Genomic DNA, 22,226 nt, shown 5'->3' on the forward strand with positions numbered 1-22,226 from the left:
GGCGATTTACTATCAAGAAAACAATGAAATACATCGGAATTGATGGCTGCAAGGCAGGTTGGATCGCTTGGATTGTCTCTGGCAATGAGCCACCTGAGTTCAAGGTGGTAAAGACCCTAGATGAGTTGCTTGACGATCTTACGGGAGCAACAACGTTAATCGATATGCCGATTGGTTTTAGCGATTCACAGACTCCGGATAGATTATGCGATAAAGCAGCAAGGCGCTTTCTCACCAGTAAGCGTGGCTCTTCCGTTTTTCCCGTTCCGTGCCGAGAGGCGGTTTACCAAATCGATTACATTGCGGGGTGTAATGCCAATGTGCAGCAGCTTGATAAGAAGTTTTCTAAACAGACTTGGGGAATTGTGCCCAAAATCCGCGAGCTTGATGAGCTCATTGAAACTCATCCTAATCTTTCTATCAGGGAATCACATCCTGAGGTGGTGTTTGCAGCTTTGAAAGGCGAACCGCTGACCTTTTCAAAAAGAACGCAAGAGGGCAAAGAGGAACGGCTTTCTATTATTCAGCAACTTGCCCCTCAATGGTGTGACGGCTTGTCGTTGGCCATTTCAACCACAAAGCGTAAAGACGTCGCGATAGATGATCTTTTCGATGCTTTTGTACTTATGTTGGTTGCCTATTACGCTCCGCAATTATCGACCTTACCTGAACTTTCTGATGTTGGTGGAGAAGCGGATGTCGATCAGAACGGACGAGTTCGAGAGATTGTTTATTGGAACAAAACGCGCTAACAAAGCGTGCGCTCAACTTGGCTTAATATGCTATTTTCCAACTTCTGCTACTTTTCACTCTTACTATTTTTGAGTCTTTGATATGAAACGTTTTATTGTCGGCTGGCTTGCCACTGTGCTCAGTGCTGCGAGTTATGCCCAGGTTGCCCCTATATCTCAATGGCAATGCGACATGATGAAAAAGAACAATGTATTGAGCAGTGGTGCGCCTGTTGGTTGTGAGCGGTTATCCAAGGTGGATTTCGATTTCATTAACTTCAAAGGGGAAACGCAACAGGGCAATATGATCGTACTTGATGTGGTTGCGCCTGCTGTTGAACAAATCTTTTCAGAGCTTAAACAGCGCAATTTTCCTCTTCATTCCGCTCGTTTAATGCGTGAATTCAGAGGTGACGATAACGCCTCAATGGACGCGAACAACAGTAGCGCGTTTAACGCTCGTCCTATTACAGGTGGAGGAGGTTGGTCGAAACATGCCTATGGTGTGGCAATCGACATCAACCCAGTTCAAAACCCTTTCCTAGAGTTTGATAGCAACGGAAGAATCACGGTAAAGCCATCGCAATCGGCAACTCGCTATGTGAACCGTACTCGTTTTCGTGCTCGTGATGAAATTGAACGCAGAGGCATGGCAGAAGATGTGGTTGAGCTGTTTGCTCATCACGGATTTATGATCTGGGGAGGGGATTGGAATGCCCCAATCGATACTCAGCATTTTGAGGTCGGATCAAGAAAATTCATTAACCAACTGCTCTCTAAACCACAACCTGAAGCCAAAGTGTTATTTGAGCGCTACGTCGAATCTTATCGACAGTGCTACCTCAAAAATAAAGGTGAGAACGCAGAAAAAGCTCGAGCTATCTGTGCAAAGAAAACAGTCGGGACTTTTTAGTGCTATGTTTATCTAGAACCGTTTGTGTTTTAGCAAGTTAAACTCGCTTCAGGTGTGTTTTGAATAGCTAAGGTCAGCGCTTGTCGTTGGCCTTTTTTGTATTCATTTCTCCAATGTAACACTGAGTATTGAACAGGTTATTGGGTATCCGTTAGTCAATAATCGATAAGCGAATGCAGCGCAAAGTCATCGGTTTGTCATTGAAAAACTCATAGCGTTAACGTTTTGTGAGAACCATTGCTGGTGGGGGAACTCTTTGCCGAATCGCCAGTATTATTAGTGAACTGATCACAACGGACCAACTAATGAAAAAGATACCTTTGGCTCTAACTCTTTTAAGCACTCTACTTTTTTCACAATATTCTTTGGCTACAGACACTTCACACACCACTCAAAACCCGACTTACGAACTCGATGGTAAAGCGGTACTAGGCCGTACGGAGAATGTGTACCTATCGAGCGTTCAAGGGCTAAAAGACGTTCCTTTCATTGGTAAAATCGATACTGGTGCAGAAACTACCTCTATGCATGCGGAAGACATTCATGTGAAGAGCACGAATGCCGACTATAAAAACCTCAAAGACAAAGAGTTGATGGCAGCAATAACCGAAGACCTGTTGAACAATTCCGATGTTGATTACGATGATTGGAATGGCAGTACCTTTGCGAAATATGAAGCTGTGGTGTCTTTTAAGGTTCAAAACCCGCGTACGGGAGACATGGTATTAATCGAAGCGCCTTTAGAGCGTGTCAGTATGATACGCAGCCGCACTAGCAGCACGCCTTTGCTTCGTCCTACCGTAAAAATGTCGCTCACCATTGCAGACCAAGAGCTAAAAACCGATGTTAACCTGACCGACAGAAGCCATTTTTCAGCGCCAGTGCTGATTGGTAAAACCTTCCTTGCTGACAACGCTTTAGTGTTTGCGGGCTATGACTACTTGCAAGAGCAGGAAAACGCGACAGTAGTAGGTCGAAAAGAGGTAGTGTCTATCTCGGGAATGGCGATGAACGCGACCTTCTCATTAAAAAATCGCTACAGCATCCTTCATGCAAAAGACATCGATGTAGATAAGAAGAACAGTGAAGTGACGTTTGATATGTTCGACAACGATGGAAAGCAGAAAGAGATGACACTGCCATTAGTTCGTATGTTAAGCGTGAGTGGTAAGAAAAGACCTTTGGTGTATGTGCCGGTTCAACTCGATGAAAACACAACTAAAGACGTTCTGGTGTACCTACGTGAGCGCTCGAGTAGTGAGTCGCAGTTGAGATTTGGTACCAGTACCGCCAGTGAACTTTTCATGATTGATACCAATGCAGAAAATATTCTTTCTGAAGGTTCAGAAAGCTTTAGTGATGTCGCTAAAAAGAGTGAACCTTTGGTTATTTCTCCAGAAGAGGACATCACCCTTGATGACTTCCCACTCAAGGCCGTTGCCTCTTTCACTGTCAACACGCCTCTGTTGAAGGTCGACAGTTTTGAAATGACAGGTAAAGGCAAAGATGCCTACGTTGAATTTTACCTTACGGATGTAAACGGTGAGAAGCAGAAGGTGACCAAGCCAATTATTAAGAAGCTTAAAGTCGGTGATGATACTCGTCCGGTAGTGAGTGGTGAGTTTGCGGTCTCTGGAAACGTTCGTACGCAAGAGTTTGCCATCGATGTGCTCAATACGAATGAGAAAGAAGCGTACTTTATTTTAGGCAAGAAGATGGCAAAAGACGGTGTGTATGTGAACACTCGATCTGACTACCTTTTAAAAGCTGAGCCGCTGTTTAAAGTAGGGCACATCGAAGTTGTTGAAGTGAACGGTATGAAGTTCCCGGCCAAGCTCGACACCGGTGCGGATGTGAGCTCAATGAATGCAGTCAACATCAAACGATTTAAGAAAGACGGCCAAGACATGGTGAGTTTTACCTATCAAAACAACCAAGGCGATAAGCAAGACTTCACTAAGCCAGTGATTGATGTTATGCGCATCAAAGCCAAGAAAGGCGAGAAGGTGAACATTCGTCCTGTCGTCGAAATGAAGGTGAAGTTAGGTGACTTAGAGAAAGAGGTGAGGGTAAACCTTCAAGATCGCTCTCGCTTTGAATACAGCATGATCCTAGGTAAGAACTTCCTGAAACACGGCGCAGTAGTGAGCAGTGATGAAGATTACTTGCTGGGCGATATGGAGTAACACCTAAACTTATTTAAGTTCGTAAGAGAACAGTTTTAAACAGCCACACATTTCAGCAACGGGATGTGTGGTTTTTTATTGAGTGTCTGGTTTTATTGTTGACGAGCTAAAGGTAAATCATTGTTAAAAAGAAACTTTCCTTGTTATGGCTAGTAAAATAAAGATAAAAAAAGGGCCAACTCTTTCGAGTTGGCCCTTTCCAAACGTTTGGTGGAGCTGGCGGGAGTTGAACCCGCGTCCAAAAATCATTCATCATTGGTACTACATGCTTAGTCGATCTTTAATTTCACCAGCAACCTGCGAACCGACACGCTAGTTAAAGGCTAACCTGAATTGTTATTCGCGCTTTTCCTCTCAGGTGGGAGAATCCGCGCTAGCTAGTTTGGGTTTGATCTCTTATTGGTCCCCGTCTTACGAGCGGAAGCTAGGGTAAGAGAGCTCTGAGCAGGTTATTAAGCTGCTAGTGCGTAGTTTTCGTCGTTTGCGACTATTTTTTTGCGGCTTTTAACGTGGCCAACCGCCCCACGGCATGCACCTCAGACTTCAAAATTCCTGTCGAATCCTAAATCAGCCCCAAGTGTTATTTGCATAGTACCAGAAAAGCTTTGCCTGTCTAGCACTGTGCGTTTAAGTGCTTAAAATTAACGCAAATTACTCTTCATAATTCGTGCTTTATCTCTCGCCCAATCTTTTTCTTTCATATCAGTACGTTTATCGTGCAGCTTTTTACCTTTCGCTACGCCAACTTTAATCTTCGCCCAAGAGCGAGACCAATAAAGCGCGGTTGCGACAAGTGTCATGCCTTCACGGTTAATACGACCGATAAGGTTGTCGAGTTCTTTTCTCGACATTAGTAGTTTACGGATACGTGTTGGGTTCGCCACGATATGAGTACTCGCTTGAGTTAGCGGAGTGATCGTCATACCACTGATGAATGCTTCGCCGTCTCTGATGTAGACGTAGCTTTCTGCGATATTGGTTTTGCCTTCACGTAGGGATTTTACTTCCCAGCCTTGTAGCTCAAGCCCCGCTTCTATCTCATCATCGATGAAATATTCGTGGCGAGCTTTCTTATTAAGCGCAATGGTATTGCTACCGGCTTTTGATTTTGATTTATTCTTTGCCATAATGGCCTCATTATACGGATTGCACCCTAATTGGGGAATCCTTTTTATTTGCGCTCTGGCCCAATACAATTAAAATTGCAGTTTGTGTTAATGTAACGCTGTCTTTAACAGGAGTCTATATGCCAAAGGTTACTCGTTCAGCATTAGTGTCGTTTAGTGCCGACCAGATGTTCAGCTTGGTCAATGATGTTGCTCGTTATCACGAGTTTTTGCCAGGGTGTTCTGGTTCACGTGTGATCGAATCTTCAGATTCAACTATGGTGGCTTCGGTTGATGTCTCTAAAGCTGGTATCAGCAAAACATTTACCACATCGAACCGCTTAGCGGACGGTGCTGAGATCTTGATGGAACTGGTGGACGGCCCATTCAAAAAGCTGCAGGGTGGTTGGTACTTTACTCCGCTCGATGAGCAAGCGTGTAAGGTTGAGCTTAAGTTAGAGTTTGAATTCTCTAGCCGAATGATCGAAATGGCATTTGGTAAGGTTTTCAATGAGCTGACGAGCAATATGGTCAGTGCTTTTACTCAACGCGCGAAACAGGTTTATTAAGCCATGACTATTGAATCGGATATGATCCACGTAGAGGTTGTGTTTGCGCTTCCGCACGAGCAGCGTGTGTTTACCTTGGTGGTGAACAAAAACGCGACTGTGGAAGAGATTATTGCGCAGTCTGGTGTTTTGGAACTGTATCCAGAAATCGACTTAGCGAAAAATAAGGTTGGCGTATTCAGCCGCAACGTTAAACTAGATGCGACGGTTCGTGATAAAGACCGTATCGAAATCTACCGAGCACTGTTAGCCGATCCAAAAGAGATTCGCCGTAAGCGTGCTGAACAAGCAAAAGCGGCCGCTGCTAAATCGTAATGCCAAACAAGTTTGACTAAGAAGAGAGCTCGCTATGTTGGCGAGCTTTTTTGTGCTTGTTGGTTAGACAACGCAGCTAATTTGTTAGCAGATATTAAAAAGCCTGCTCGTGTTAGCAGGCTTTTGCGATTCATACTTTGTCGACTGATAGTTTTGTCGACCGAGAGCTTTATCGGCTGATAGCTTTGTCGACGGGAAAGCTTCGTTGGTTGAAAGCTAGCGAAGGCTTTCGAAGAACTCATCACTGGCTTCAAAATCACCGTTGATCGTTACTAGAGTACCTGTGGCATCAAAGTTAACGACTAGGTTTTTCTGAATAGGGTCTTCATGGCCTTTTTGGTGGTGGTAAATGTAATACCACGTATCTGGGTAGCCGTTTTCGATAAGCATTGGTGAGCCCATAACGTAACGAACTTGTGTTTTTGTCATGCCAAACTTGAGCTGATCGACAGCTTCTTGTTCAACATAGTTACCCTGATTGATGTCAATTCGATAAACCAACTTCTCTAGTAGAGAGCAACCGGTCAACATTGTTAGTGCAAGTGGAACTGCAACTAACCACTTTTTAATTCGCATAGTTTGAGATCTTTCTTCGCTAAAATACTGCCTGATAATAAACAAGCTCCAGCAAGAAGTAAAAAGCTCCTTGCGCTTTGAGCTTGTTATGACTGGCAATTTTGAATTAAGTTGCAAAATTGCCAAGAATTTTCGGTAAATTATCAGAAAGTTGCCAAATATGTAACCTAAGCTGCGATTAATAACTCTTTTGCATTGGCAAGTGTCGATTCGGTAATTTGGCTGCCACCAAGCAGTCGAGCAAGCTCTGAAACGCGTTGTTGTTCATCAAGCGTGTGCATTTGAGTCTCGGTTTTACCTGATTTCGTGTTCTTCGCAACAAACAGCTGTTGGTGACCGCAACCGGCAACTTGAGGTAAGTGAGTTACACACATTACCTGCGTAGATTCGCCCAGCTTACGCAGCATTTTTCCGACAACCGCAGCGGTTGGCCCACTGATACCCACATCGACTTCATCGAAAATCAGGCTTGGTGTATCCACTTTTTGCGCTGTGATCACCTGAATCGCCAGTGAGATTCGTGATAACTCACCACCAGAGGCTACTTTAGCAATTGGCTGCATTGGTTGGCCTGGGTTGGTCGAAACAATGAAGGTTACGTTATCCATACCCAATGGAGAAGGGTGTGTGTTGGTGTTGTTCACTTCAATGGCAAACTGCGCTTTTTCCATGCTCAGTTCGTGCATGCTTTGCGTGATCAGCTTGTTGAGTTCTTTTGCGTAACGAGTTCGAGATTTATGAAGCTTCTCTGATTTAGCAACGAACGATTGGTATTGGTTTTCTACCTCGTTTGCTAATTCTTCCAATTTTTCATCAGAGCAATCCAGCGCTTCAACTTGTTGTAATAAGTCTTGATGGTGCTTATAAAGCTCTTTTGGTAATACGTGGTGCTTACGAGACATCGACATCACTTTAGAGAAACGCTCTTCAACGTAAGCCATACGACCTGGATCGACATCAATGCTGTCTAGGTAGGTTCTTAATTCGTTATTGGTCTCTTCAATCTGAATAATGGCTTCAGACAGTAAGCTCGGCAATTCAGCCAATCTTTCATCAAGCTCAGCTAACTGAATCAGGGAGTTATTGGCCGATTGCAGAATACCAAGCGCATTAACTTCTTCGCCTTCATAAATAAGCTCGATAGCTTGTTGGCAGGTTGTGGCCAGTTCTCCGCTATTGGAGAGGCGCTTATGCTCTTGTTCGAGGTCTTCATATTCTTCCTCCCCAATAGACAGCTCATTTAACTCTTTGATTTGGTATTCAAGAAGTTGTTTTTGAGCTTGGTTTTGCTGGCTATTTTCACGTAACTCTTTTAAGTAGTTATCGGCTTGTCGCCAGGCTTGGTAAGCATTACGTGTCGATTTCAACAGGTTCAAGTGGCCTGCGTATTGATCAAGCATGGCCATTTGGTAATCGCTCTTCATCAATTGATGGTGCGCGTGTTGACCGTGAATGTTGATCAACAGCTGCCCAAGCGATTTCAATTGTGAAAGAGGGACAGGACTACCGTTAATGAATGCGCGAGAACGACCTTCTTTAGAGATGGTTCTACGTAATATGCATTCACCGCCATCAAGCAGCTCGTTGTCTTCTAACCAGCGGGTAGCGTGTAGATTGTTCTCAAGTAAAAAAGCAGCACTGACTTCGGTTTTTTCTTCACCTTGTCGAACCATTCCCGCATCTGATCTTCCTCCAAGACATAAGCTTAAAGCATCGATAGCGATAGATTTACCCGCACCAGTTTCACCGGTGATTGTTGTCATGCCTTTAGAGAGTTCTAGCTGTAAAGACTTAACAATAGCGAAATTATTAACACTTAGATGAGCCAGCATTTTTATTTACCTGTATAACTGAACAATACTGTATATAAGCTCAGTATATACTGTTTCTTTATACAGTAAAGTCGACAGGTGAAAGTTTTTTGTGACCGTTATCAGAATTGAGGTTGTCTGTAGATTACTGAAACCGCAATAGATTCCCAACTCAGTCGTTCCTTCCTCTTGGGAATGACGGTATAAGGAATTGAAGAGAAGTTAGAGCCGACGGGCTTTTTACTGGCAATAAAAAAGGCTGACGAATGTCGTCAGCCTTTCAAATTTTTGGTTGCCACTGGAGCGTTTATTCTTTTAGAACAGCTTACTCGACCAGCCTAGTTTGTTGCGTAGAACATGGTAGTAGTTGTAGTCTTTAGGATGGATCAACTTAAGTACATTCGGGCTTTGGTAAATGTGGATCTCATCGCCAGGAGAAACCGGTAGCGAGATTTGGCCATCGCAGCTGACTTCCTGAGTGCCGCGGTTATCAGGCGATACGATCAACTTGATACGACGTTTTCCATCCACCACAAGTGGGCGGCTTGAAAGGGTGTGCGGGAACATTGGCACTAGTGAGATAGCATTTAGGCTTGATGATAGGATAGGGCCGCCGCCAGAAAGCGAATAAGCAGTAGAACCTGTCGGGGTTGAGACGATCAAGCCATCAGAGCGCTGTGAGAAGGCGAAGCTGTCATCGATATACACTTCGAACTCGATCATGTGCGCGACTTGGCCGGGGTGCAGTACAGCCTCATTAAGGGCTGCATTGTGGCTTTTTATCTGGCCGTGACGATGAATTTCAGTTTCAAGTAAGAAGCGCTCTTCTTCCATGAACTCTCCCTTAAGCACATCAGTCAGCGCGCTCTGGAAGTTTTCAGGGTTGAGATCGGTTAGGAAACCAAGATTACCTCGGTTAACACCTATCACTGAAATGTCGAAACGTGACAAGATTCTAGCCGCACCGAGCATATTTCCATCACCACCCACAACAATTGCGAGATCGGCACGTTTACCCAATTCAATCAGGCTAGAAAAATGTTCTTGTGGGATATCGTCCAAAATGCTGGAGAGCCTATCATCAACAAACACTTGATAACCCTCAGTACTTAACCACTGATAGAGCTCTCTATGAGTCTGAATTGCTTGCTGATCTCGAGGTTTACCAATAATTGCGATGACTTCAAATGGCTTTTTCATAACGTTTCCAAACGAATTAGGCTTGAATCAAAATTCTTCATCCCCATAATAAAGGCAAGTTGAACGTCTATGCGAGTGTTTTATATCAATTTGAGGCGCAAACACGCCTGTCACTGGCATTGAAAACGAATTCTGGAGATATCATGAGCAACGAAGAAAACAAAGTAACCGAAGAAGAGCTAGATCAGATCATTGCTGAAGCTGAGAAAGTTGAAGAAGCTGAACTGAATGAAGACGCGGCTGATGAGCAGGAATCAAAAATTGCTCAACTAGAAGCCGCACTGCTTTCTAGTGAGTCTAAAGTGAAAGAGCAGCAAGATTCTGTTCTTCGCGCAAAGGCTGAAGTTGAGAATATGCGTCGTCGTACTGAGCAAGAAGTGGATAAAGCACGTAAATACGCGCTAAACAAATTCGCTGAAGGCCTACTACCTGTTATCGATAACCTAGAGCGTGCAGTACAAGCTGCAGATGCTGAGAACGAAGCGGTTAAGCCGATTCTTGAAGGTGTTGAGCTAACTCACAAAACGTTCGTAGATACAGTGGCTAAATTTGGTCTTACAGAGATCAACCCTGAAGGTGAAGCATTCAACCCTGAATTCCACCAAGCAATGTCGATTCAAGAAAGCCCAGACCACGAGTCAAACACTGTGATGTTTGTTATGCAGAAAGGCTACGAGCTTAACGGCCGTGTTATTCGCCCTGCAATGGTAATGGTTGCTAAGTAATTGAGTAGCCGCTTGCTAAGCAGTTGATTATTGCAGTAGTGAAGTAAGACAATAGCGGCGACAAAACAATTCACTGGTTAACGTGAAATGAAAAGAGAGGCATATGCCTCTCTTTTTTTATGCCTGTAACTTGAGAGTCCACGTGAATAGTCACCAAAATCGCATTAAGAATGTCGTTCTTTTTATTTTATCCAGAACAGTGATTTAGAGTTTTATATTATGAAACTGGTTGTTAATGAAGAAATGTTTTGATGTCACACTTGTAATGTTTTTGTAAATAAATGCTTTTAATTGTTACCTTTGTATGTAAAATCCACTGCAATATAGCGATTTGGGTCGCATATATAACTATAAAAGTACAATTTTTAAACACAACAAACTGGAGAAGAACGATGGACAAATCGCTCTCAAGTAAGATTTTTGTAGGCTTGTTTGCCGGCCTTATTATTGGTACTGCTATTCAGTACCTATTCAGCGGCATTGCTATTTTTGATACGTACCTACTCGGCGCTGCTGAAGGTGCTGGTGGTATGTTCGTATCACTTATCAAGTTGCTTGTAGTACCTCTTGTATACGTATCTATTGTTTGCGGTATCGTTGAGCTAAAAGATATTCGTTCATTCGGTCGTCTTGGTGGTAAAACCTTTGGTCTTTACATTATTAACACCATCATCGCGATTTCTGCAGCGCTAACGATTGGTCTTATTTTCCAACCGGGTGCTGGTGCGAATCTAGCGGGTACAGTTTCTGAGACAATTGCGCTTACAACAACTGAAACGCCAGATATCTTCTCTCTTGTTGTAAACATCGTTCCTAGCAACCCTGTAGAAGCGTTTGCAAGTGGCGACATGCTACAAATCATCTTCATGGCTATTCTGACTGGTCTTGCTATCCAAGCTCTTGATTCTCGTGGTGGCCCAGCTATCAAGACATTCAAGATGGCTAACGAAATCATGATGAAGCTTATCGGCCTAGTAATGAGCCTTGCGCCATACGGTGTATTTGCTCTGATGATTCAATTAGGTGCAACACTTGATGCAAACACGCTAATGTCAGTTGCTGGCTATGTAGCGCTTGTTGTAGCAATGCTTGTGTTCTGGATCTTCTTCTTCTACCCAATGATGGTTGGTTCATTCACTGGTATTTCTCCAAAGCAGTTCTTACGTGCAACTCGTGAGCAAATCCTTTTCTCACTATCGACTGCAAGTTCGAACGCGACGATTCCAGTAACAATGCGTACTCTGACGGACAAACTGAACGTATCTAAGTCAGTGGCAGGTTTCGGTGTACCACTAGGTGCAACAATGAACATGTCTGGTGTGTCTATCTACATCGCACTAGCAACTATGTTCGTAGCAAACGCATTCGGTCAGCCAATCAACACTGCTGATATCTTTACTCTAGGTCTAACTATCTTGCTACTGTCTATCGGTGCTGGTGGTGTTCCTGGTGGCGGTGTGGTTATGGTCGGTGTTCTATTGCACCAACTAGGTTTGCCACCAGAAGGTCTAGCGATTGTTGCTGCTGTTGACCGTATCTGTGACATGTTCTGTACTTCTTCTAACGTTGTTGGTGATACTGCGGTTAACACTATCGTAGCGAAATCTGAAAACGAAATCGGCGTTGAAGCTAACGAAGAAGCTGAGCTAAAGAAAGCAGAAGCATAATTCTTAATTAAGATTCGATAACTAGAAGCCCCGCTCAATGAGAGCGGGGCTTTTTTGTTTCTGATGATAAGTGCTTTGGGTTATCTGATTACTTGGTCAAAAAATCGTTGGTTGGTGCTAAGTCTCATTTTTTCTTTTTACTCGTGCCGAATTGGCCATCAGTTTTCAATCTTTAATATAGATCACATATAATAATACAATATTATTTTATTGTTCTGGCAACCTACATTATGACGACATAAAGGAAACCCAATAATGAAGCTGTCTTACCTTAGCCTACTGACTGCCAGCCTTTTAGCCGCTCCCGCTCTTGCTTCTAATCACGATATTGGTCAACAGTTCAATCTTGACCCTGCAAAAGCACCAGCACAAAACTTCGATTTATCTAAATGGAAAATTAACTTACCGGAGCTGACGACTGAAGGGTCTAGAAAAGGTAAAACGCTGGAGATTGGTACAAAGGAACTGTCGAATGTAGACACGCCTTACGTTCACCCTAAATGGTTTTACACGGATGCCGAGTCTGGTGCGATGGTGTTTGTGGCTCCGAATACAGCACCAACGACGCCAAACAGTAAAAACACGCGTAGTGAGCTAAGAGCGATGCTAGCGGATAGCTACTCTGCGCCGAGTAACAATTTCGCTATTTCAAGCCACGAGAACGCTGAAGAGTTTGGTTCTATCGGTGGGCAGATGACGGCGACACTTTCTGTTGATCAGGTGAGTACCAGCGGTAACTATAAGAAAACTGGTGCATTCTCTGTGGTTATTGGTCAAATCCACGGCTCGGATAATGAACCTCTGAAAATTGTTTACCGTAAATTGCCAGAGCACGAGCATGGTTCGTTAACGTGGAACTATGAATTAAATCCGCCAACAGAGATGAAAAATGCGAAGGATGAAAATGGTAAGAAGCTTCGTAAAGACATTCGTCATGATGTATTTGGCCAATACAACCTGAAAAAAGGCAGCTCTGATCCTACTGATGGTATCAAGTTAGGTGAAGTGTTCTCATATGATGTGAATATCAAAGATAACATCATGCATTTAACCTTTATTAAAAATCCAAACTCAGCCGACCCTATTGTGAAGACGTATGATGTTGACTTGGCAAAGGGTAAATATCAGGGGCACGATATCGATCTTGGCTATGGTCAAGATTGGATGTACTTCAAAGCGGGTGCGTATAACCAGTGTAATACTAAGAAGTCGAGTTCCGCCTGTGAGTGGCGTGGTATGGAAGCGGGTGACTACACCCAAGCAAGCTTCTACCAGTTAGTTCTTAATCAATAATATTGCCTAATCAAAAATATTGCCGAATCAATAACGGTTCGACGCGCTGTTAGTTGAAAAAAGACCTTCCATATGAAGGTCTTTTTTTATGCGAGATAGAATAGGGAGACATTTTATTTATGAAGATGAACACGTGAATATGTCAACTTTCGAGCCTTAAGCAGTAAGGGGTAAGCCACTTTTTACCTTTAAGTAGAAAGATAGAGGGAAAAACAGATTTTTTTTACCTATTTCCCTTGAAAATTAGTTTGCAGCCCTTATCTATGGTGCATACGAAAGCAAAATACATTTGCATTTAAATTTTGTGTATTAGGGTTGAATCCCTGATTACTACCCCCCACATAGTGGGTATAGCAAAAAACTAAATAGAATTTATTCGGAGAAAGCCTGATGGGTCGAATCATTGGTATTGATTTAGGTACTACTAACTCTTGTGTTGCTGTTCTTGACGGTGACAAACCACGCGTATTAGAAAATGCTGAAGGCGAACGCACAACAGCATCGGTAATCGCATACACTGAAGGCGAGACGCTAGTTGGTCAACCTGCGAAACGTCAAGCAGTTACTAACCCTCAAAACACGCTATACGCGATTAAGCGTCTAATCGGTCGTCGTTTTGAAGATGAAGAAGTTCAACGCGATATCGAAATCATGCCTTTTAACATTGTTAAAGCTGATAACGGTGATGCATGGGTTGAAGCGCAAGGCCAAAAAATGGCTGCTCCTCAAGTATCTGCTGAAGTTCTTAAGAAAATGAAGAAAACAGCTGAAGACTTCCTAGGCGAAGAAGTAACTGGCGCAGTTGTTACTGTTCCTGCTTACTTCAACGATGCTCAACGTCAAGCAACGAAAGATGCTGGCCGTATCGCTGGTCTAGATGTTAAACGTATCATCAACGAACCAACTGCTGCTGCTCTGGCTTACGGCCTAGACAAGCAAGGTGGTGATCGCACTATCGCTGTATACGATCTTGGTGGTGGTACATTCGATATCTCTATCATCGAGATCGATGAAGTAGAAGGCGAGAAGACTTTCGAAGTTCTTTCAACTAACGGTGACACTCACCTTGGTGGTGAAGATTTCGATAACCGCATGATCAACTACCTAGTAGATGAGTTCAAGAAAGAGCAAGGTATCAACCTTAAATCTGATCCACTAGCAATGCAGCGTGTTAAAGAAGCAGCAGAAAAAGCGAAAATCGAGCTTTCTTCTACTACTCAAACTGACGTAAACCTACCTTACGTTACTGCTGATGCGACTGGTCCTAAGCACATGAACATCAAAGTGACTCGTGCGAAGCTTGAGTCTCTAGTTGAAGACCTAGTTCAACGTTCTCTTGAGCCACTAAAAGTTGCTCTAGCAGATGCTGATCTATCTGTAGGCGAAATCACTGACGTTATCCTAGTTGGTGGTCAAACTCGTATGCCTATGGTTCAAGCTAAAGTAACTGAATTCTTCGGTAAAGAGCCACGTAAAGACGTGAACCCTGACGAAGCTGTTGCAATGGGTGCTGCTGTTCAAGGTGGTGTACTAGCTGGTGAAGTTAAAGACGTTCTTCTTCTAGACGTTACTCCTCTATCTTTCGGTATCGAAACGATGGGTGGCGTAATGACTAAGCTTATCGAGAAAAACACAACTATCCCTACTAAAGCGGATCAAGTGTTCTCTACAGCTGAAGACAACCAAAGCGCAGTAACTATCCACGTTCTTCAAGGTGAACGTAAGCAAGCGACTTACAACAAGTCTCTTGGTCAGTTCAACCTAGAAGGTATCCAACCAGCACCACGTGGCATGCCACAAGTTGAAGTAACATTCGACCTAGATGCTGATGGTATCCTGAACGTATCTGCTAAAGATAAAGCAACGGGTAAAGAGCAGAAGATCACTATCCAAGCATCAGGCGGTTTGTCTGAGGAAGAGATCGAAGCAATGGTTCAAGAAGCAGAAGCTAACAAAGAAGCTGACAAGAAGTTCGAAGAGCTAGTAACTGCACGTAACCAAGCTGACCAAATGATTCACGGCACTAAGAAGCAAGTAGAAGAAGCTGGTGAAGCTCTACCTGCAGACGAGAAAGCTAAAATCGAAGCAGCTATCGAAGCTCTAGAATCAGTTAAGTCTGGTGATGACAAAGAAGCTATCGACGCTAAAGTTCAAGAACTTATGCAAGCAGCTCAAAAGCTAATGGAAATTGCTCAACAGAAAGCTCAAGCTGAACAAGCTGGTGCTGACGCTGGTGAACAACCTAAGCAAGATGACGACGTTGTTGATGCAGAGTTTGAAGAAGTTAAAGAAGACAAAAAATAATTTTTCGTCGCTATAACACGTGATTTCTGCGTCGAAGGTACTCACTTACACTTGTAAGCTCCGTGCCTTCTCCTTGAACTAACGTGTTTTAGCTTAGAAAAAGTCGTTTTTCGATTTCTAAAGATACGGGCGTCAGAGGTAACTCTCACGCCCGTAAATTTGTATTTAGACTTGTCGATCTAGATAATAGCTTTATTCGGCGTTTCAGCCGGCAGAACTTTTATCTAGATTGATACATAGACTACTGAAGTGATCATTCGGTAGTAGCAATTATTTGGTGACCTAGAACATGTCAAAACGTGATTTTTACGAAGTATTAGGCGTAAGCCGCGATGCATCAGAGCGCGATATTAAAAAAGCGTACAAACGCTTAGCGATGAAATTCCACCCGGACCGTAATCAGGGTGATGACAGCGCAGCAGACAAATTTAAAGAAGTAAAAGTAGCGTATGAGATCCTAACCGATGCTCAAAAGAAAGCAGCTTACGACCAATACGGCCACGCAGCTTTTGAACAAGGTGGCATGGGTGGCGGCGGCGGTTACGGCGGCGGTGGCCAAGGTGACTTTGGCGATATCTTCGGTGATGTGTTTGGCGATATCTTTGGCGGCGGTCGTCGTGGCGGCGGTCAAGCGCGTGCACAACGTGGTTCTGATTTACGTTACAACATGGAGCTTTCTCTAGAAGAAGCCGTTCGTGGTGTATCTAAAGAGATTGAAGTACCAACTCTTGTAGAGTGTGACATTTGTGATGGTAGTGGCGCTAAAGCGGGTTCTTCTGCACAAACGTGTGGTACTTGTCATGGCCACGGCCAGGTACAAATGCGCCAAGGTTTCTTTGCGGTTCAACAGACTTGTCCTACTTGTAACGGTAAAGGCAAGATCATCAAAGACCCATGTAACTCATGTCATGGTCAAGGTCGCAAACAGAAGACGAAAACGCTTAACGTTAAGATCCCTGCAGGTGTTGATACTGGTGATCGCATTCGTCTATCTGGCGAAGGCGAAGCAGGAGAGCACGGCGCTCCAGCTGGCGACTTGTACGTACAAGTACACGTAAAAGAGCACAACATCTTTGAGCGTGACGGCAACAACCTTTACTGTGAAGTGCCAGTAAGCTTCTCTATGGCAGCTTTAGGTGGTGAAGTTGAAGTTCCAACACTCGATGGTCGTGTAAACCTTAAAGTGCCAGAAGAAACACAAACGGGCCGTATGTTCCGTATGCGTGGCAAAGGCGTGAAAGGCGTTCGTGGCGGCGGTGTGGGTGACCTAATCGTTAAGCTAGTAGTTGAAACTCCGGTTAAGCTAAGCTCTCGTCAGAAAGAACTATTACGTGAATTCGAAGAGACATGTTGTGGTGAAGCGGCAAGCAAGCACAAGCCAAAGTCTGAAGGTTTCTTCAGCGGCGTTAAAAACTTCTTCGATGACCTAACTAAGTAATTGATAGTGATTTGAAAATCTTAAAGCCTGCCAGTGTGCAGGCTTTTTTGATCATCTCGTTTAGTTAAAAAATGCGGCCATGTATATGCTTAGTCATTCTTTAATCAAACCAAGGGCATTAATTTCTACTGGTTCCAGCAATCTACAGGGGATTCTTCACCTGAAGATTTTAGCGTCATTGTTTTGGGAGTGCCTAAGCAAGAGTCACCACTTTGCCCCTTAGTTGACTGTGCCGTGGCAGTTATTATATATGCCATGCTGCTTGAACTTGCGACAGAAAATACATAGCGATCACTTGGTGATTCACACATAGTACAAGCCCCTCCTGAAACAATACTTCCCCAGCTATATACACCATTGTAAGACTGCTCAAGCGTGAGTTGTATTTTTGCCATATCAGCTAATGCTGCTGTTCTATGGGATTTTATTACATGCTCGGTATAGCTTGGGTAGGCAATAGCGGTTAGCACTCCAATAAGAGCCACTGCGATCAATAGTTCGATCAATGTCATCCCTTTGTTACTTAAGTTGTTGTTGTTACATTTATTTTTTCGAATCATCACGAGTAGTTCCTTCTCTATATTCAGCCTATTTTTCTTCGGTGGTAGCATCCTTGCAAGATTAAATACGGTTACGTATCGGTTTACATAGGAATTTGGGAAATGTCTCGCGGGTTTACCTTCTTAGAGCTACTCATAACCATATCAGTGCTCTCTATATTATTGGCAGTTGCCGCTCCAAGTTTTAGTTCGGTCTCGGAAACAGTGAAAATGCAACGGCTAGCTACCGAGCTGAATGGTTTTATGATGCAGGCGAAATCTGAGGCAGTTATGAGAAATACCGATCTTTGGGCTCATTTTCTAATGAATGGTAACTCAAATGACACCGGTGATTGGAAAATTGAATTGACTGAATTCGATGTTCCGAATACCGGTACCGCAATCCTTACAATGGAAGGAGTTTCATTTCGAAACATAGATTTCACCGTTAACTACAGTTCTGAACAAATTAAATTTAGTGGAGTAAACGGTAAAGCTAAAGATGGGCATCTCTTATTTGATATGAACTCTAAGCCTTTAAAGCTTATAACATATAGTACTTCTGGAAGAATGAGAATCTGTGGTGTGGGAGGAGACTTTTATGGTTATCAGACCTGCACTTAAGAGGCAGCAATTCGGTGCAACATTAGTCGAATTAATGATCTCTTCTATTTTGGGAATTGTAGTTATTGGAAGTGTGGGGTCGGTATTTATATCGGGACAAAACATCGCATCCGAGAGAAGTAAAGAATTACTATTATTACAACAAGTTTCAGGCACTCTTCAATACTTTAAAGAGGATATCCAGCGAGCAGGCTACGATGGAGGGACAGGTGTGTCTCTAAAATTATCAGGAGCCACAAATACCTTATATATCTCACCAGACTCCAAAATTGTCGCATTTGCATATGCTCATCAATCAGAGATTCGAAATGTTGCTTTTGTATTTGATTCCGGCTTAGTCAAAGTTTGTGATAGTCCCTCCAGTATCGTAAAAACGGTATCAGCGGCTACTAGTGGATGTTCTTCAATTTTTGAGCCGAACCAAATACGAGTGATTGATTTCAATGTCAATCAATCAAGCATTGAAGCTCAAGGTGTTAGTTCAGGCATGGCAACCATTACGATTTCGGCTGAATTAGTAGGAGATACGTCCGTTAATTATTCATCAAGCGTGATTGTAAAAAATAGGAATTGGCGATGAATAAAAATCAACAAGGTGCGGTTGTTTTACTTACAACAAGTGTATTACTAGTTACGGCGTTAATGTTGACTTTTGGTAGTTATCGTTCAGTTTTTTATCAAATAAAAAGATCTCAAAATGAGGTCGAAGCACGTAAGCAGCAATGGGAGGCTGAAGGTGGTCTAGAGTGTGGGTTTACTCAGTTTAAAAATGAAGGGAATCTTCCTCCTACAATTTCAGTGTGCTCAATGAAGAATCAAATCACCCCTGTTTTTAATGTTACTCTAACAGGTTATCAAATATCGTCTGCGAGTGGGCATTCTCATTTGAAGAAAAATATCGTATTTGGAGGTTCACTTAGTTCTGGTGCTATACAGTCGAGTGCCGATGTTTATTTTCATTCAAGTACCACATTTTCAACACCAGATCCTGGTGTTTTAAGTAGTGATGGTTGGGAGTGTGTTGCGCTACGATATCGTAACCGCTATCACTATTCATCTATCGATAATAAAGGGGTGGTACATGGTGTACCTCCATATGCCGCTTTTCAAAATCCATCAGGGGCTGATTGCTCTAATGTTACAGGTAATAATCATTTGTCTAATGGGGATGGCAATGATTTTGTCTTAGATTCAAGCGTACAACCTTTTGAGTCTTTTTTCGGTGTTCCGGTTGAAAAGCATAACGATATAAGAGATGAAGGGACATTTTCTGTGATCAATGGGAGTGGGACACCCAAAATACTAGCTAATTGTGGGCAAGTTCTGGCAACACTGATTAATGCAGGTAATCATCATTTATGGGTTGAAGGAGGCTGTGAAATCACTAAAGAGCAATACAATGATTTAGTTAATGCTACAGCCTCAACTAATGGAGTTACAATTTTAATTCATGATGGGCTGATGTCTTTTATGGGAAAACCTTCTACAGGGGCGACTTCAAATCATCTTAAAGGTGTACTATTTCACCTTAATGTTGATTATTCACCTACACCTGCCGATTGGGCGTCTTATGATGCCAATAATCATCTGAATCATGTCCCGAGTGTTATTGAAGAAAGCTATCGAACTATCACCTCTTACTATCAACACGGTGCATTTACGGTATCTGGCGGACAGTACTTTGATGCACCGAACCAAGCCGCTGTGTTCTTTGATTCACTGGATTTTAGATTTAATAAAGATGTGATAGATAATTCAAGAAAAGAATTTATGCAAATTCAATGGCAAAAAGGTTCATGGAATGATTTGTAAACAGGAAGGTTTTAGCCTAATCGAAGTGCTTATTTCGTTTTTGTTGATCGGTGTTGGTTCTCTAGGGCTAATTAAATTACAAACGTATGTTGAGCAAAAATCTGACTTTGCTATTCATAGTGTAGAAGCTCTGCATTTGGCTGAAAATAAGCTGGAATGGTTTAGAACTCGTGGTGCATCTGCCGCTTTATCGAGTATAACGCCTGCGGATTTTGCTACGGATATTGTTGATGGTATGGATCACTCGCATGTTAAATATCAACTTGATTGGACAGTGACGAATAGTTTATCTGGAGCGCTGAAGACCGTTCAGATAACAAGTTCATGGGAAGACCGGTTTGGTAGTAATCGAGTTATCGAATTACATACTATGATTTCCAAATACAGTGAGTTTGATTGATCTATTAAGCAAACGTTTACTGCATGCCAAGGCCTACGAATCCCCTTTACTGATAGTTTTCACTCCTCGGACATTGTTTGCGTGCCAGTTAAAACTCTGTATATGGAATGGTGTTTTTTGTGTTTTTATATTGTTGCTGTTGTACAGTATTTTTGCAAAATATGTCTCCATTTATGGAAAATGATGTGGAACCTTGTGCTTTTTAACAGCGACTTTAATAGAATATGTGCTGTACCAATAGGCCATGGTCAAAACTTTTATTAGGCCTAAACAAACAACATCACATATGGAGTTACAATGAGTAACCAAGCTGTAAAAAAAGCACCATCGACTGAGAAGATCAGTGGGATGGACCGCTTTCTAAACTTCATTGAACGCGCCGGCAACAAAATTCCAGACCCAGCAATTCTGTTCTTCTGGGCTCTAGTTATCGTATGGGTAGCATCTGCACTTTTGTCGAACCTTTCATTCGACCTAATCAACCCTCAAACGGGTGCTGCTCTAGAAGTTAACAACCTACTTACTGGTGAAGCGCTTGCTAGCTTCCTAGCGAATATGGTAACCACATTCACAGGCTTCGCACCGTTAGGCATCGTACTTGTTGCTATGTTAGGTGTTGGCGTTGCTGACTCTTCAGGCTTCATTACGACTGGCCTTAAGAAGATGCTGAACTTCACGCCAGCTAAGCTATTAACGCCAATGCTAATCCTTGTTGCTATCGTGTCTCACACAGCAGCAGATGCAGGTTACGTTCTAGTCATCCCTCTTGGCGGTATTATCTTCCACGCAGCGGGTCGTCACCCTCTAGCGGGTATTGCAGCAGCGTTTGCTGGTGTATCAGGTGGTTTCTCAGCGAACTTCATTCCTTCAGGTATTGACCCGCTACTAGCAGGCTTCACTCAAACAGCGGCAAACGTTCTTGACCCTGCATACGTGGTTAACCCTCTAGCGAACATTTTCTTTACTGGTTTGTCTTCAGTTCTCATTGTTGGTATCGGTTGGTATGTGACAGAGAAGATCATTGAACCTCGTCTTGCAAAAACACCTGTAGATGAAGATGCTGAACAAGCACCGGATCTAGGTACGTTCACGGCGATTGAATCTAAAGCATTCAAATTTGCTGGTTGGGCAATGGTTGCGGGTATTGGTCTGCTTATCGCAGCTTTAGTTCCTGAAAACTCAGCACTTCGTTCGCCTGAAGGTGAGCTAACAGCGTTCTCAGCGCCAGTAATGAAGTCTATTGTTCCTCTGATCTTCATCCTGTTTATCATTCCGGGTATCGTCTACGGCCGTGTAGCGGGTACATTTAAGAATAGCAACGATGTTATCAAAGCGATGTCTGAGACAATGGCAACGATGGGCGCATACATTGTAATGTCGTTCTTCTGTGCTCAGTTCCTTTCTGCATTCGCTCAATCAAACATCGGTACTATGCTGGCGCTTTACGGTGCTGAAGGCTTGAAAGCGATGGATCTTCCTGGTGAAGCAACGGTTGTTGGTATGATTCTACTAACGGCTGCAGTTAACCTTCTTGTAGGTTCTGCTTCAGCTAAGTGGGCACTGATTGGTCCTATCCTAGTTCCTATGCTGATGGTTGTGGGTATCTCTCCAGAGCTATCTCAAGCGGCTTACCGTGTAGGTGATTCAGTTTCTAACATCATCTCTCCACTGATGGTGTTCTTCCCATTGGTTGTTGTTTACTGTCAACGTTACGTTAAGTCGACAGGTATCGGTACTCTAGCTTCTCTAATGATGCCATTCTCGATTGCTATGCTAATCGGTTGGTCAATCTTCTTGCTAGCTTACTGGGCTCTTGGTATCCCACTAGGTATCCAAGCTCCTTACACTTACACAATGTAAGATAAGTAACGCTAAGTAATAAAAGCAAAAGTTAGTAAGATAAAATCATCGAAGCCCGCACCGAAATGTACGGGCTTTTTTTCGTTATTTTTTTCCGTTTTTTTTATCCAAGATGTTTATAGCTAAGACTTTCTATATCCAAAAGAAACGCACTCAG

The 22,226-nt window shown here is 43.1% G+C and carries 20 protein-coding genes and 1 other RNA gene; 15 read left to right on the plus strand and 6 right to left on the minus strand.

What is annotated here, in order from left to right; translation table 11 throughout:
• The first annotated feature begins 23 nt into the window (after positions 1–23).
• The 3 genes from AC3CH4_RS03025 to AC3CH4_RS03035 all read left to right on the plus strand — a co-directional run bounded on the left by AC3CH4_RS03025 (position 24) and on the right by AC3CH4_RS03035 (position 3,830).
• Positions 24–752, plus strand: coding sequence for a DUF429 domain-containing protein (locus AC3CH4_RS03025; protein WP_488543272.1), 729 nt, complete (start codon positions 24–26; stop codon positions 750–752).
• 82 nt (positions 753–834) lie between these two features.
• Positions 835–1,644, plus strand: a complete 810-nt coding sequence (locus AC3CH4_RS03030; RefSeq protein ID WP_488543273.1) for a M15 family metallopeptidase — start codon at positions 835–837, stop codon at positions 1,642–1,644.
• Between the two features lie 305 nt (positions 1,645–1,949).
• Positions 1,950–3,830, plus strand: coding sequence for an ATP-dependent zinc protease family protein (locus AC3CH4_RS03035; protein WP_488543274.1), 1,881 nt, complete (start codon positions 1,950–1,952; stop codon positions 3,828–3,830).
• Between the two features lie 208 nt (positions 3,831–4,038).
• Here AC3CH4_RS03035 and ssrA read toward each other — a convergent pair.
• Together ssrA and smpB are read right to left on the minus strand one after the other, a co-directional pair.
• Positions 4,039–4,405, minus strand: a transfer-messenger RNA (tmRNA) gene (gene ssrA / locus AC3CH4_RS03040).
• Between the two features lie 66 nt (positions 4,406–4,471).
• Positions 4,472–4,957 (minus strand): SsrA-binding protein SmpB, encoded by a 486-nt coding sequence (smpB, locus tag AC3CH4_RS03045; RefSeq protein ID WP_004735156.1) that lies wholly within the window; start codon positions 4,955–4,957, stop codon positions 4,472–4,474.
• Positions 4,958–5,076: 119 nt separating this feature from the next.
• On the opposite strand from smpB, the gene AC3CH4_RS03050 reads away from it, so the two are divergent.
• Both AC3CH4_RS03050 and AC3CH4_RS03055 read left to right on the plus strand, forming a co-directional pair.
• Positions 5,077–5,505 carry an SRPBCC family protein gene (locus AC3CH4_RS03050; RefSeq protein ID WP_004735157.1) on the plus strand — a complete coding sequence of 143 codons (429 nt, stop codon included), beginning with the start codon at positions 5,077–5,079 and terminating at the stop codon, positions 5,503–5,505.
• Between the two features lie 3 nt (positions 5,506–5,508).
• Positions 5,509–5,820 (plus strand): RnfH family protein, encoded by a 312-nt coding sequence (locus tag AC3CH4_RS03055; RefSeq protein ID WP_004735158.1) that lies wholly within the window; start codon positions 5,509–5,511, stop codon positions 5,818–5,820.
• A 216-nt stretch (positions 5,821–6,036) separates the two neighbouring features.
• On the opposite strand, the gene bamE is transcribed toward AC3CH4_RS03055, so the two are convergent.
• The 3 genes from bamE to nadK form a co-directional block, all read right to left on the minus strand.
• The gene (gene bamE, locus AC3CH4_RS03060; RefSeq protein ID WP_004735159.1) at positions 6,037–6,396 is read right to left on the minus strand and encodes an outer membrane protein assembly factor BamE; all 360 of its coding nucleotides are present in this window, start codon (positions 6,394–6,396) and stop codon (positions 6,037–6,039) included.
• Between the two features lie 167 nt (positions 6,397–6,563).
• Positions 6,564–8,228, minus strand: coding sequence for a DNA repair protein RecN (recN, locus tag AC3CH4_RS03065; RefSeq protein WP_488543275.1), 1,665 nt, complete (start codon positions 8,226–8,228; stop codon positions 6,564–6,566).
• Positions 8,229–8,522: 294 nt separating this feature from the next.
• Positions 8,523–9,407, minus strand: coding sequence for an NAD(+) kinase (gene nadK / locus AC3CH4_RS03070; RefSeq protein WP_004735161.1), 885 nt, complete (start codon positions 9,405–9,407; stop codon positions 8,523–8,525).
• A 143-nt stretch (positions 9,408–9,550) separates the two neighbouring features.
• Here nadK and grpE point away from each other — a divergent pair, with 143 nt between their 5' ends.
• The 5 genes from grpE to dnaJ all read left to right on the plus strand — a co-directional run bounded on the left by grpE (position 9,551) and on the right by dnaJ (position 16,834).
• Positions 9,551–10,132: a nucleotide exchange factor GrpE gene (gene grpE, locus AC3CH4_RS03075; protein ID WP_017059864.1), complete on the plus strand. Its 582-nt coding sequence runs from the start codon at positions 9,551–9,553 to the stop codon at positions 10,130–10,132.
• A gap of 392 nt (positions 10,133–10,524) precedes the next feature.
• On the plus strand, positions 10,525–11,799 hold the full coding sequence (locus AC3CH4_RS03080; RefSeq protein WP_004735163.1) for a dicarboxylate/amino acid:cation symporter: 1,275 nt from the start codon (positions 10,525–10,527) through the stop codon (positions 11,797–11,799).
• A gap of 255 nt (positions 11,800–12,054) precedes the next feature.
• Positions 12,055–13,092 (plus strand): polysaccharide lyase family 7 protein, encoded by a 1,038-nt coding sequence (locus AC3CH4_RS03085; protein WP_488543276.1) that lies wholly within the window; start codon positions 12,055–12,057, stop codon positions 13,090–13,092.
• A 390-nt stretch (positions 13,093–13,482) separates the two neighbouring features.
• Positions 13,483–15,396, plus strand: a complete 1,914-nt coding sequence (gene dnaK, locus AC3CH4_RS03090; protein ID WP_004735165.1) for a molecular chaperone DnaK — start codon at positions 13,483–13,485, stop codon at positions 15,394–15,396.
• A 289-nt stretch (positions 15,397–15,685) separates the two neighbouring features.
• Positions 15,686–16,834 carry a molecular chaperone DnaJ gene (gene dnaJ / locus AC3CH4_RS03095; protein WP_017087727.1) on the plus strand — a complete coding sequence of 383 codons (1,149 nt, stop codon included), beginning with the start codon at positions 15,686–15,688 and terminating at the stop codon, positions 16,832–16,834.
• 125 nt (positions 16,835–16,959) lie between these two features.
• Here the strand turns inward: dnaJ and AC3CH4_RS03100 are convergent, their stop codons facing one another.
• Positions 16,960–17,394 (minus strand): type IV pilin protein, encoded by a 435-nt coding sequence (locus tag AC3CH4_RS03100; protein WP_488543613.1) that lies wholly within the window; start codon positions 17,392–17,394, stop codon positions 16,960–16,962.
• 102 nt (positions 17,395–17,496) lie between these two features.
• Here AC3CH4_RS03100 and AC3CH4_RS03105 point away from each other — a divergent pair, with 102 nt between their 5' ends.
• From AC3CH4_RS03105 to AC3CH4_RS03125, 5 genes are all read left to right on the plus strand, one after another.
• Positions 17,497–17,997, plus strand: coding sequence for a GspH/FimT family pseudopilin (locus tag AC3CH4_RS03105; protein ID WP_017095315.1), 501 nt, complete (start codon positions 17,497–17,499; stop codon positions 17,995–17,997).
• On the plus strand, positions 17,975–18,577 hold the full coding sequence (locus AC3CH4_RS03110; RefSeq protein WP_017087725.1) for a PilW family protein: 603 nt from the start codon (positions 17,975–17,977) through the stop codon (positions 18,575–18,577). Before AC3CH4_RS03105 ends, AC3CH4_RS03110 begins: the two co-directional genes overlap by 23 nt.
• A complete protein-coding gene (locus AC3CH4_RS03115; protein WP_065206898.1) occupies positions 18,574–19,809 on the plus strand; it encodes a hypothetical protein in 1,236 nt (411 codons plus the stop codon). Before AC3CH4_RS03110 ends, AC3CH4_RS03115 begins: the two co-directional genes overlap by 4 nt.
• Positions 19,799–20,209, plus strand: coding sequence for a type IV pilus modification PilV family protein (locus tag AC3CH4_RS03120; RefSeq protein WP_488543277.1), 411 nt, complete (start codon positions 19,799–19,801; stop codon positions 20,207–20,209). The genes AC3CH4_RS03115 and AC3CH4_RS03120 overlap by 11 nt, the downstream gene beginning before the upstream one ends.
• 297 nt (positions 20,210–20,506) lie before the next feature.
• On the plus strand, positions 20,507–22,069 hold the full coding sequence (locus AC3CH4_RS03125; RefSeq protein WP_065607463.1) for an AbgT family transporter: 1,563 nt from the start codon (positions 20,507–20,509) through the stop codon (positions 22,067–22,069).
• Positions 22,070–22,226 lie beyond the last annotated feature (157 nt).

Source organism: Vibrio sp. QJM3NY_26 (assembly GCF_057786005.1).